The following is a 13421-nucleotide window of genomic DNA, read 5'->3' on the forward strand; positions in this document are numbered from 1 at the left end:
CCCTCTTCAATTTCATTGTTATTGAATTTCAATATTCATAAAATTGCTTAACCAAGTTAAGGGACTTCCGGTGAAGAAATTATTTTTTCTCTTTTGCCTTTGGAATACAGCCGTTTTGCCGCAGCAGGAAATTATCAGCAGGAACGGCACTTATTATTTGTCCAACACCGTTATGATTAAGCTGAAAGAGAATTTGCGGGAGGGCTTGCTGCAATCGAAAATTGTGCGGGATATAACTCCCGTTAAACTTGAAAATGTATTTCCAAATGAATCTCCGGCGCTTTATAAATCGGCCGCGCCGCTTAGCAATATTTACAAGCTTGAATATTTATCGAACGACGACCCCGTGGAAGTTGCGTCACGAATTAAGAAAATTACAGGCATTCTGTGGGCCGAACCGAAATATGTCCGCCGGGTTGTCTATACGCCGAACGATACACGCTACAATTCGAATGAACAGAAAAATTTAAAAAGGATTTTTGCGGATTCCGCCTGGAGCATTTCGAAGGGGGATACGAATGTTGTTGTCGCAATAATTGATACGGGCGTTGACTGGACTCATCCCGATCTTTCCTCTAATATTTTTAAGAACAGAAATGAAATACCGGGCAATGGAACCGACGAGGATGACGGCGGCGCTTTTCCAGATGATACAAACGGCTGGGATTTCGGAGGACTTGACGGCACACCGGACAATAATCCCGTCGAAGATCCATCGTGGAGAAATTCATATCACGGAACACACGTGGCCGGGATTGCAGGCGCTTCAACCGATAATTCTATTGGAATTGCATCGATCGGATTCAACTGCCGAATTCTTCCTGTGAAAGTTTCGCGCAGCGATCTCCGCGACGCCAATGATTATCCGTTTGTTGTTTACGGTTACGAGGGGATACAATATGCGGCTGATAAAGGGGCCAAAGTAATTAATTGCAGCTGGGGCGGATACAGCTCGTCCGAGTTTGAACAGGAAGTAATTAATTATGCCGTTTCTAAAGGAGCGCTAGTAGTTGCCGCCGCAGGGAATGATGCCGAAGAGATTCCTTTTTATCCGGCAAGTTACTCAGGAGTTCTCTCGGTCGGATGGCTCAACACCGATAATGATACGCGGAGTATCGCGGCTAATTACGGAAAAACGGTTGATGTTATGGCGCCGGGTACTTCAATCCTTTCAACGTGGCAGCGCGACTCTAACAACAATAATCAGCTTTATGGTTATTCGGGCGGCTCTTCGATGGCATCTCCTCTTGTAGCAGGACTGGCGGGATTGGTCTTTTCAAAATTCGGGAATCAGTTTGTATCACCCCTTCAGGTTGCCGAGCAGATTAGGATTACCGCGGATAATGTTGATGCTCAGAATCCCGGCTATGAAATGCAGTTGGGAAGAGGCAGGATAAACGCGCAAAGAGCTTTGAGTGAAACAGGAAGTCCCTCTGTGCGTGGAATTAATGTAGCTTTTATAGAGATTGGAAACGGAAACGGAATTTATCAGGCGGGGGAAACAGCTGAAATTGATCTTACATTTATCAATTACCTTGCACCGACCTCTAATATTTATATAACATTGGAAAGCGATGATCCTGCCGTTGAAATTACTCAGTCGGTTTTTAATACATCACTAGGAACAATGGAGTCCGTTTCCAACGGCAGCAACAGATTCGGGTTTATTATAAAAGAAAATTCACCGGTTGATCACACGGTCAACTTTGTATTAAGATATTCCGCGACGGGATACTCGGATTTTCAGATTTTATCACTTAAGATTAATATACCGCTCGAAACACATTCAACAAGTAAAATACAGATGAGTATAACAAGCAAAGGCACTCTCGGATTTAACGACTACAGTTCAAATAAAGAGGGAGTCGGTTTCCGCTTCATGAACGGAGGGAATCTTATGTTCGAAGGGGCGTTTATGTTTGGTACATCCTCTTCGAAAGTAATGGATGCCGCCAGAATTGACCAGGCGCAGAGCGCTGATTTTAAAACAGTTTACCCGATCAAATTCGCTAGTCCCGGTGTTACGGCCTTTCAGGAGGGTTATACAAATTTTGACGACAGCGGAAACAATAACAGAATCGGAATATCGACGCATTTATATTCGTACAGCTATAACACACCTCCCGAAGAGAACTATATTATATTAAGGACAGCCCTCAATAATTCAGCCGGTCAGAACATAGAGAATCTTTATGCCGGATTTTTTATTGATTGGGATATTCCCGCCGAAGACTATGCAAATAACCGGACGCTTTATGACGCGGAAGGAAATTTCGCGTATGCATATAACACGAACAATCCGAATGTTTATGTTGGGACAGCTCTTATCTCGCATAATAATTTCGGTTACTACCCGATTAAGAACGATGCTTCTTCGGGTGAAGTTATATTGTTCGACGGCAACGGTTTTACGGATATCGAAAAATATACTACTCTTTCAAGCGGTTTGGCAAACAGCTCGCCCGTTTCAGGGGATATCTCTTATGTTGTTAGCGGAGGACCGTTCAGCATCGCGTCCGGACAAACAGAGAGCATCGCGTTTGCCATTGCAGCCGCATCAACATTAAGTGAGTTGAGAAGCGCGATTGTAAGAAGCAGGGAAAAATACAGGAACGACATTCCCACCGGAATTGAAAAAACAGAAGAGCCGCCAACTGACTTCAGCCTTGTCCAGAATTATCCCAATCCTTTTAATCCCTCAACAACAATAGAATATTCAATACCTTCCGAAGGATTTGTAACTTTAAAAGTATACGACACGCTTGGCAGAGAAATAAGAACGCTTATAAGTAAGTTTCAGGAACCGGGAAAATATAAAGTTGCTTTCAACGGATCTGATTTAAGCAGCGGAATTTATTTCTACACGCTGAAAACAGGCAACAGGATTAAATCGGCCAAGATGGTCCTTGTTAAATGACAGCAGACGATTCCGGATCCGGTAATTTTTATAAACGTAAACCGGTTTATTGCTGCAACTTTTTTTTGAAGCATAAGTCTAATTCTCACCGGTATAAATCCGGCTTCTGAAATTTATTCCGTTTACCTTTATTAATATCCCTATTCAGATTTAATTCAACAATAAAGAGCTTTAAGATGAATTTCATAAAGATCATTTATTTATCAGCATTTTTAATTTTGAACACTACAATTTTTCCTATGCAGAACATTCTCAGCTCTTCCGATACAACCAGCGGCTATGCATACTTCCCGTTGGGCGGCGGGCAGTGCGGGCTTCTGGAACATGATGCTTCCACCGGAATGAAGGACAACGCAAACATAAGCGAGTTTTCGAGGCAGGGTGTTGATTGCATCAGCATGGGCAGTTATTATAGCAGTCTCGACTGGAGTGGCAATGGTGTTTTAAATCCGGATAAATACCTGTATTTCATGATCGGCCCTCTAACAGTCGACAATATTATGGTTTTAAGAAAACAGGACCGGCTTAGCTTTAAAGCAATGAGAAACGGACCGGCACCGGATACAATTGCAGTATATTTTGTAGACCGGTACGGTAATCACACTTTACTTATAAAAACTTTTCTTTCTGATCAGGAATGGAAATCTTTCGTAACCGAATTACCGGTAACATTTATTCCGGTTATTTCCTCTATCAGGTTTTATGCATGGGGGTCAGCGGAATCTCAATCCGGTATTGTTCCGGGTATTTTGTCTGTGGATGATGTTCAGATCTCCTTTGGAATTACAAGCGCAGCCTCCACGGACCTGGAAGAAATTCAATTGCCGGAATCCTTCAAGCTGTACGACGCTTACCCCAACCCGTTTAATCCTTCAACAACAATTCAATTTAGAATTGATAAACCCGGCATGGTCCGGCTGCAGGTATATAATACGCTCGGAAATGAAGTCTCTGTAATTGTAAACGAATTCAGGGAGCGGGGAATCTATTCGGAAAAATTTGACGCCGGTTCTCTTGCGAGCGGTATATACTATTACCGTCTTACGGCTGGAAATCATTTAGAAACGCGGAAGATGCTGCTGATAAAATAAAACTAGAGAGTCATCAGAAATGCTAATGAGTTCAGGATAAGTGTTTTAAAACCTTTGTTTCCGTAGGCCTGTTTGTCGTGACCGGGCATAAAGTAAACCACCTTTGATTTCTTGTATGTATGAATCCATCCGATGATCTCGCCGCTCTCCCGGTAATCTGTTTTAAGAAGGGGAATTACGTATTTCTGTACCCGGTAATTTAAATAGGTTTCGTCGTGGATTTCGAAATCTTCCATATCTTTTGTTACCGGATGATTCTTATCAATTATTTTCACAAGGAAATCCTGGTCGTGTTTATAAGTTGAAGCTCCGTATTTTTTCCCCCCGTCTTCATAAGCTTTATGAAAATAGCGCCCGCCTACTATTTTTTCGTACTCATCCCATTCCTGGTGAGAAACAATTGAGTGGTGTAAAAAGAGGACGCCGATTCCTGACTCAAAAATATTTTGAAAAGATTTTTTCTGTGTTTCATCTATCGGCTGATAAGAATCATAGAAAACCACAACGCCATATTCACTCATTTTATCACGATCAAAAAGATCGAAAGCAGCCGGTTTAGAAATTGTATCGTAGTCAAATTTCTCGAAGAGGGGATAGAAAGTTCCGGCATCAACATTCTTTCCGCCGGTTACAATTAATATTTTTTTGTTCTGCGGCAGTGCGACAGAGCAGATAAAAAAAAGGAGGAATAAAATCAGGTTTAGCCGTTTCATAGAGCTCTAATTAAAGTTGAGGGTTAATTTAATTATTTCGGGGCGGCTTCCGGTTCTAATTGGCGGACCCCACGTTCCGACTCCAGAGGAAACATAATAGTGTGTTCCTTCTATTAATCTGTAACCCCATGCAATCTCGTAAATTTTTTCAACAATGTAATTTATGGGCCAAAGCTGGCCGTTGTGTGTATGGCCCGAGAGCTGCAAATCGATCCCGTTATTACGCGCGTCGTTTAATTGGAACGGCTGATGGTCCATAAGAATTAAAGGTAGCGATTTATCCGCGCCCACAAGAATTTCTTCAAGCGGTTTTCTCGTATAGTCGGCGAACCTCCGGCTGTCCCGATCTGCCCGGCCGACAATGTAAAGCGAGCTGTCGATTTTTATATATGAATCTATGAGCATCCTGATATTATGATTTGTGAGATAGTCGACCGCATCTTTTACACCGCCGATATACTCGTGATTACCCGTGATACCGAAGACTCCGTATTTGGCCTTAAGTTCAAGAAGTGCCTCGCCTACATTATCCCGAAGAACGGGTTTTATATCCTCATCGATTATATCTCCCGCAAGCAGAATAATATCAGGATTCTGCTTGTTGATCTTGTCTACAATCCTGTAAGCAAAATTCTTTCCGTTAACAGTTCCGAGATGCAGATCCGAGGCCATTACAATGTTAAGAGATTTCAGGTCGCCTGCTTTCTTGTCGAGATTAATGGCATACTTCTTTATCGCTACGAGGCGGGAATTAAAAAAACCGCCCGTTACAATTATCAACACAAGAACTGAAACAATTAATGCAAGGGTTTGCTTTAATTTATCCGGATTAGCTGTTACTGCATTAGGTATAATCGGCAGGAAATAATTTATTATTCTTACTGCATCGATAATTATCAGCATCAGTAACGAATAAAACATAATTGCAATCCAGAAGGAGCCGACCCAGACCAGGAAATCGCTTACATACCAGACCCAGTAGTTTTCCAGGAAACGGCCGACTATATATGATAGGACTACAAAAACAAATATTATTGTAAAAATTGTTTTGTACTGATCTGGTACAATTGAAACGACTCTCCGGAAAATGTAGTAATTAACAATTCCGTAAACGGAGAAGACTATACCGAAAAAAATTATTGCCTGTTGAAGTTTCATACCTAATTAACCGAAAATGTAAAGGGATGGTTCAAAATTAGAAATGATATATCAGAATGGCTAACAAAAAGAGAGCGGAAGTAATCCGCTCTCATATTATCTTACTTATAGACCGTTGCTTACGTTTATATCAACCCGGTCGTTAACTCTGGAAGTGTTCTGGAAATTATTAAAATTGTAGCTTAGAGTGATATTGAATACCGGGGCTTCAGGACGTGCTGAAAAATACATATCTGTTCCGCCTCCCGCTTTCGAGAAAAGTTTAAACTGTCCGGTGTTGAACAGATTTTGTGCTGTAGCGGTAACAACAAGTCTCTTTTCAAAAAACTCCTGACGCAGTGAAAGAGTCAGATTAACCAGCGGATCAATTTCTCCCTGAAGAGTCTTCTGTTTAGCAGAATAGAATAACATAACCTGGAACCGGGTGCTGGGCGAGAAATGAATTGTTGAGCGGAGACGGGACGACCAGACAAATCCGTTCTGTTCATATGATTCGTTCTGTAATATTCCCTCGAGGTGTGTTTTGTATATATTAATTGAAGGGTCAATCCGGAACCATTGAGCCAGTGAAATGCCGGCCGATAATTCCGAACCGATCGAATATGTCTCGGCAATATTTCCGAACGACAAGTTCAACCTTCCATCCTGGCCTATAAAGGCAACCTGCTGAATAGTGTTCGTTGTACTTCTGTAATATGTTTGTGCAGACAAAAACACGCCGCTGATTGTGTTCTGATAATTAAGTTCAAATGAATTTACCAATTCTGGTTTCAACTCCGGATTTCCGATTACCAGAGCATATGAATCGGAATAATTGGGGAAGGGATTTAGAGAACCCTCAAAAGGCCTATTGATCCTTCGGCTGTAACTCATTTGGAGCTGCTGCAGCGGATCAATCTTTTTCAAAAGATTCAATGATGGGAAAAGATGAATCTGGTTGTATGAATATTCTTTATCAAGGGTTATCTGATTAAGTAGCCGGTCTGTCTGCTCGGCCCTCAGTCCTATCTGGTAGTCGAGACCGATTGCTTCAAGGTTGTTCGAGTATGTTGCGAAAGCAGAATAGATATTGTTCCTGAAATCGAATTTATTTGTATAGACCGGATCAACTGACCACTGGCCGGCAGCCCAGTCGTATCTTCTAAAAAGGTAATCGAAATTTCTGTAGGCAAGGTTAGCCTGAAGGCCGGCTTCAAACTTTGATTTGTCGCTGATCTTATAGGAATAATTTAGTTTGAATCTCCCGTCGTTTCTTTTTGTATCATTATTGTTTTGAATAGTAACCGGGTTTAACGACCAGTTTTCGTGATTAATGTCGGTTAAGTATTCTCTTGCAGTCTGAAGATTCGGTTGAGATACATTTGAATAAACTGCTTCGAACGTAAGTTCATCAATCTTGGGATTAAACTGGTGGTTGAAGTAAAGAATCGACTGATAATACCGCGCTGTAACCTCCGATAATTGCTGATTTGTTGTGTATTTTTTCATATTCGAGGCGGTGCTCGGCTGGTCTTCGCCATTTAATATAAACGTTCCATTGAAGGCGACACGTCCGATTGAATTAGTAAAAGAAATTCCGGTAACCGGACTGAAGGTATAATCTATTCCGACTTTTGCGCTGTAGTTCTCTCTTCGGAATCTCTGATTTATTTCCGCCCTCTGGTAGAGCATATCGGTTGCCGTCGGTGTAAAACGGTCGTAATCCTGTTCGTTTGTATTGTTGAATAATCTATAATCACCGTTTCCGGTTAACGCCCAGTTACCCGATTTATAATTTATAGTAACATCGCTGTTGTACTTGGATCTGGAACCGATACCCCCGTTAAGAACGCCCGACATATTATCGTAAGCAGATACTTTTGTAACAATGTTAACGATACCGGCAGCACCCTCGGCATCATATTTAGCCGATGGATTTGTAATTAACTCAATATTGTCGATTATATTTGCGGGTATTTGCCTCAACGCGTCTGCCCCCTGAAGTACTCCGGGCCGTCCGTTTACAAGAACTGTAAAATTAGAGCTTCCGCGCAGAGTAACATTACCGTTCTGATCCACCTGGATCGACGGATGATTCTGCAATACATCGAGAGCCGTTCCGCCTGCCGCAGTATTATCTTTGCTTACGTTTATCACCCTTTTGTCAAGATGATATTCTTCGGTCGGTTTTTCTCCAACAACATTCACCGCATCAATTGCAATTTCGGTCGGATTTATTTTTACAACACCGAGAGAGATCTCCTTTTTATCCGGTGTTATGGCGATGTTCGGAATAATTGTTTTGTCGTAACCGATAAAACTTACTTTTACATAATAGGTGCCTTCAGGAATATTCGGTATGAGCAGCTCGCCGTTTTTTCCCGAAGCGCTGCCAGTAATAAAAGTTGAATCAGCAGATTTGTGGACGGTAACATTGGCATATTCAACCGGAATGTTGTTTTTTCCGTCCATAATAACAGCTTTTATAATCCCTTTTTTCGTGTCGATTTTTTCTCCGCCGGGCAAAAACGTTGACGAATAAAGAGATGTAGTAAAGATTAGAAGCAACAAGAGCTTTTTCATTTATCCCCCCGATTAAATTTATTTTACTACCCTATAGACGAGGAAAGCTCGAAAAAAGTTACCGAGGGATAAAAATTTTATATAAGCGGCCGGATTAACCGATCCAGCCGCCTTATAAGTCGGCAATTGTTTTGTGCGGTATTATTCTGATTCAATTCCCGCGAGGTCTAAAATGCTTTGCGGTGTTGTCGGTTCGTTTCCGAAAAAATCTCTTTTCTTTCCCGCTGTAATTGCCCACCGGTGAATCCATGAAATGCCGTTATTTTTAATAAACCTGTCGGCGGTTTCGTAAGCAGGGTCTTTAAGAGCTTCCTCCAGGGAGATAAATTTATAATTCAGGGACCGGATCATTTCGCAAAGCTCATGGTAATAATCCGCATTTAGAGAATTTGCATGAATCAGAAGAATGTGTGAAATATCTCTTCCGAACAGGGATTGTGCCTGTTCCTCCCAGTATAAGAGTTTCTCTTTCATATAGCGGATATATTCTTCGCCCACATATTTCATAAGAGCTACATTATTATCGAGCCGGACTTTTTCATAAGCAGCGGCAAAGATCCACTCGGAATTATCAACCGACACCGGTGCAACTGTGTATCCGCTCTCTTTAAGGAAAGATTCAATCCGGTTTTTTGTTTCAAGGGAAGTGCCTGTATGAAGAAACGGGTGTCTGAAGAACCGGAGTTGTTTACCGCGCTGGTTCATCAACTTTCGCGTTACAATTTCACCGCGCTTAATATTTTCGATGAATTCTTCCGGCGGAATCCGGTTAGCGCTTTGATGACCGTATGTATGGTTGCCAAGCTCAAATCCGGCATCGAGCCATTTTGTTAGTAATCCGGTCTTGGAGCTATCGGGACTGCCGTCTGTATAAAGTTTATCCTCATTTACAAATCCAATAACAGGGGCTCCCTGCCGGACAAGCTGATTTAACAGCCTGTCTGTTAAATCCCCGTATTCCTTCCTGTCATAATGAATGATACGATTTAAAGGAAGGTCGTCTATTGTAATCGCGATATTTTTTGTCTGGCCGGATGTTGTTAAAGTATAAAGCAGAGACAGGAATAGAAATTTATTCATTGTTTGTATCCCCCCGATTTATTTTGTGTTGTTATGATAAAATAGAATTAATTTGAACGGTATGAAATTTTTCCTCCAACAATAGTGAATAGCACGTCAGTACTCAAAATATCGTTATCAGAACAGGTTAGAAGATTTTTCGAAAGCACAACAATATCGGCAAGCTTGCCGATAGATAAAGAGCCTTTTAAATTTTCTTCGAAAGATGTAAAGGCCCCGTTTATCGTATATGATTTCAAAGCTTCAAGGCGCGACATTTTCTGATCCGGATAAAACTCATCACCACCGGAAGATTTTCTTGTAACGGCAGAATAGAAACATTTTATAGGATCAACATCTTCAACGGGCGCATCTGTCCCGTTGCATATACGCGCACCACTATCTATCAGTTTTTTCCACACATAAGCGCCCTCGGCAGCGCGGACATCGCCGATTCTTTCGGGAACGAACGTTGCATCGGAGGTGCAGTGAACGCTCTGCATCGCCGGAATTACCCCAAGCTCTGCAAATCTCGGAATATCAGCTTCCGAAAGATGCTGCGCGTGTTCAATGCACCAGCGTAAATCCTTTTTATTCGGATGTTTTGAAAAAGCATCTTCATAAATATTTAGAACCTCGCGGTTGCCGCGGTCTCCAATGGCGTGAATCCGCATTTGAAAACCGTTTTGAATAGCGAGCTCGGAAACTTTTTTAAGAGTTTCAATTGGCGTAACATTGGATCCCGAGTGGGTTTGCAGATCCGTATACGGCTCAATCATCCATGCGCCGCGGGAACCGAGCGCCCCGTCGACATACTGCTTTATTGAACGGACGGTTAGAAAATTATTTGCATATCCGATCAGTTTGTAGTTGTTCAATTTTTCTTTCATATTGTCGTATGAGTCGCCGATCATAATATTAAGCCGAAGCATAAGTTTATTAGAATCGGCCTGTTCCTTAATAAGATCAATAAGTTCGAAAGTTTCGCCGGCATCGTGAAAAGACGTTATTCCCTTTCGGAGAGATTCTTCCGAGGCAAGACGGATCTGGCTTATATAATCGTTCCGTATTTCCGCCGGTGTTCTGCTGTTAAAATAATCGTTGTAAAGATTAGCGATCAGGTTTTCGGCGTTTTCTTCAAAAACCCCAACGGGAACCCCCAATGAATCACGAATAATTGTACCTCCAACCGGATCTGGTGTCGATTTGGAAATTCCGGCGAGATCCATTGCTTTCCGGTTTGCAAATATTGCGTGTCCGCTCGCGTGGGAAAGCATAACGGGATTGTTCGGAGAAGCTTTGCTTAATTGTTCATGAACGGGATATCCATGAACGTTCGGGAAAGGAACCGGATCAAATTTTTCCTGGTGCCAACCTCTTCCCAGGATCCATTCACCGGGCCTTGCCGTCTCGCAGGCCTTAGCTACAATTGCAATAACTTCATCCCAGTTCTTAGCATTCCTCAAATCCAGTATTTGTTTCGATTTCCCAAGTCCCAGAAAATGCGCATGACTTTCAATAAATCCCGGCATCACAAATTTTCCTTGGAGATCAATCACCTCAGTTGAATCGCCGGTGTAATATTCGACCTCGTCGGATGATCCGACAAACAAAATGCTTCCGTTTTTAATCGCGATTGCTTCCGCAGACGGAATGGATTCATCCATGGTCGCAATAATTCCGTTTGTAAGTACCAGGTCCGCAGCTTCTTTCACTTCTTTTCCTCCGCAACTTTGAAAAAAGGTTAGCAAAACGAGACTAACTAAAACAGGGAAAAACTTACTTTGTAATTTCATCATTACATTCCCGAATTTGTCTTAAATCAATTTATTAATATCTGAATTCAACGGCTACCTCGAAGATATAATCATCTCTGGATAAAGCGGGTATTTTTTTAATCCGATCGTAATCAATTAAAATTTTTGAATCCCCAAAAAAGTAATAAGCAATTCCGGCAATAAATCTTTCGGACTCTCTCAAAATATTTTGCGCCCCGGATGAAAAATAATCGTATCGACCGATCAGACTTAGTTTTGTCCCGGGTATATTGAAATCGGCAAAAAATGAGTATCCTTTATTTGAGGGGGGCTTACCGGATTGATCGAGTCGGCTGCCGTCTTCAAATCCTTTACCCGTATAATAAATCGCAGTGGCATCAAAAAGTCTGCTTTCATACGAGATTATCCCCGCGGCAACACTGTGTTCCGGGGAGGAAGCAATGTTTCCTTTTCCGTAAGTTCCGGCAAAACTTAATTGAAGGCCCGGCAGATAATCCGGAACCGGGCGAAGCGACAGCCTGCCGTCTAAAGTTTTGTTTTCATTTTTTTCGATAGCGTGATAACCGCCTCCGTTATAAATCCCGACGGCAATACTTCCGTATTTTCCGGGAAAGTTGTTACTTACATTTTTTTGATATTCTTCGCTCAGTTCTCCCCCGAGGAGGGAAACAAACCCTATTCCGTAATCAGCCGAACTTAGCAATCCGTATCTTTCAAGGAACATAGTGCCCTGAACACGGTAGCGGTTGATCGACTGCTCAAAATCGATCCAGGGACGGCTGACCAATCCGAATTCAAGGTAAGGCTTATGAAAAAAACTTCCGCCTTCAAACTGGTAGCGCAGGAAACCGTATTTAAGACGAATCTCGATGTCTCCCTCGCCATCACCTTCCCGGTCAACCACCACATCCTGTGTAATTCTTGCCGAGAACCGGTCGTCGAACTTTTTCTGGAAAGTAATATATCCCCGTTTAAGAAGGAATTCGTTGTCGGTTATGTTATTGAATCTTCCGCTCTGATAGGAGATGAACCATTGACCCGAGAATTTTATATCGTTAAAAAATTTTTTAATTAAATCCTCGAATCCGTTCTCTTCGGACTGTGCCGAAAGAGAAAGAGCTGAAAGCAGATTTAAGATTAACAAAAAAACTATCGTTCTTTTTTTCATTCAATCCCGCCAATCTATTTTCTGTTTACTAAAATTACACCGCCGATAATTATCAAACCGCTTACAAAAGTTAATAAACTTATTTCTTCATTTAAAAAAATCCACGCGGTAAATACTGTGACGAAAGGCTCCAGATAAAGAAAGGCCCCGACTTTAGAAGCCGGCATTCGGCTTAGTGATTCCGCCCAAAAAACATATGCAATTCCGGAGCATAAAAGACCGAGAAACAAAATAGAAGTCCAACCGGCAGCCGTTAGATTAATAAGAGCTGAAATATTCTCCGCGGTTAATGCAAAGGGCACAACTATTATTGACATCATTATAAACAAAAACAGGATTGTCATAATCGGAGAGTATTCAATTGTAATCCTTTTTCCAACAAGGGAATAGACGCTCCATGTAAAAGAACTCATCAGAACTAGCAAATCACCTTTGTTTGATATCAGATCGATCGAGGTAACATCACCCTTACCGACAAGCAATAGAAGACCGCCGAATGCCACCAGTATACCGAAAATCTGAATAGGGGAGATTCTTTCCTTGAAAAATAAAAATCCCAGTAGAACCATAAAGACCGGGGTAATCCCGATAATCCAGCCGGTATTGGAAGCGGAAGTATATTGAAGCCCGGTAACCTGAATCCATAGATGAAACGATGCAATTAATGAAAGTATGAATATCCGGCCGTGATTTTTAAGATTAACAGAAAAATTTTTTTTCTGATGTATGGCGATCGAAGCCAGAAGGCTTATAGCAAGAACCTGTCTTAAAAATATTATAAGCAGCGGCTCGAGTTCTTCAAGCGCCTGTTTTGTGGCAATGAAAGAAGCGCCCCAAAATATTACGGAAACAATCGGCTTCCAGTATTCTACTAAAAAACCGGCGGTCGCGGTTCTGTTTGGTTTTTGTTTGTCTAAACTCACGGCAAAAATTAACAATTTCTTTCTTAAACATTCAAAGCAGATACCCGCTTGA

At 41.8% G+C, this 13421-nt stretch carries 9 protein-coding genes; 2 read left to right on the forward strand and 7 right to left on the reverse strand.

What is annotated here, in order from left to right:
- Window positions 1-70: 70 nt before the first annotated feature.
- Window positions 71-2917, forward strand: coding sequence for a S8 family serine peptidase (locus PLZ15_05020; GenBank protein ID HOI29104.1), 2847 nt, complete (start codon window positions 71-73; stop codon window positions 2915-2917).
- Between the two features lie 239 nt (window positions 2918-3156).
- The gene (locus PLZ15_05025) at window positions 3157-4008 is read left to right on the forward strand and encodes a T9SS type A sorting domain-containing protein (protein HOI29105.1); all 852 of its coding nucleotides are present in this window, start codon (window positions 3157-3159) and stop codon (window positions 4006-4008) included.
- 2 nt (window positions 4009-4010) lie between these two features.
- Here PLZ15_05025 and PLZ15_05030 read toward each other — a convergent pair whose 3' ends face one another.
- The 7 genes from PLZ15_05030 to PLZ15_05060 form a co-directional block, all read right to left on the reverse strand.
- On the reverse strand, window positions 4011-4721 hold the full coding sequence (locus tag PLZ15_05030; protein ID HOI29106.1) for a ThuA domain-containing protein: 711 nt from the start codon (window positions 4719-4721) through the stop codon (window positions 4011-4013).
- Between the two features lie 6 nt (window positions 4722-4727).
- Window positions 4728-5879: a metallophosphoesterase gene (locus PLZ15_05035; protein HOI29107.1), complete on the reverse strand. Its 1152-nt coding sequence runs from the start codon at window positions 5877-5879 to the stop codon at window positions 4728-4730.
- A 105-nt stretch (window positions 5880-5984) separates the two neighbouring features.
- Window positions 5985-8441 carry a TonB dependent receptor gene (locus PLZ15_05040; GenBank protein ID HOI29108.1) on the reverse strand — a complete coding sequence of 819 codons (2457 nt, stop codon included), beginning with the start codon at window positions 8439-8441 and terminating at the stop codon, window positions 5985-5987.
- Between the two features lie 141 nt (window positions 8442-8582).
- Window positions 8583-9521, reverse strand: a complete 939-nt coding sequence (locus PLZ15_05045; protein HOI29109.1) for a polysaccharide deacetylase family protein — start codon at window positions 9519-9521, stop codon at window positions 8583-8585.
- A gap of 47 nt (window positions 9522-9568) precedes the next feature.
- The gene (locus tag PLZ15_05050; GenBank protein HOI29110.1) at window positions 9569-11215 is read right to left on the reverse strand and encodes an amidohydrolase; all 1647 of its coding nucleotides are present in this window, start codon (window positions 11213-11215) and stop codon (window positions 9569-9571) included.
- 115 nt (window positions 11216-11330) lie between these two features.
- The gene (locus PLZ15_05055) at window positions 11331-12446 is read right to left on the reverse strand and encodes a hypothetical protein (GenBank protein HOI29111.1); all 1116 of its coding nucleotides are present in this window, start codon (window positions 12444-12446) and stop codon (window positions 11331-11333) included.
- Between the two features lie 14 nt (window positions 12447-12460).
- On the reverse strand, window positions 12461-13369 hold the full coding sequence (locus PLZ15_05060; GenBank protein HOI29112.1) for a DMT family transporter: 909 nt from the start codon (window positions 13367-13369) through the stop codon (window positions 12461-12463).
- Window positions 13370-13421 lie beyond the last annotated feature (52 nt).

It is taken from the genome of Melioribacteraceae bacterium (assembly GCA_035362835.1).
In the GTDB taxonomy this organism is placed as follows: domain Bacteria; phylum Bacteroidota; class Ignavibacteria; order Ignavibacteriales; family Melioribacteraceae; genus DSXH01.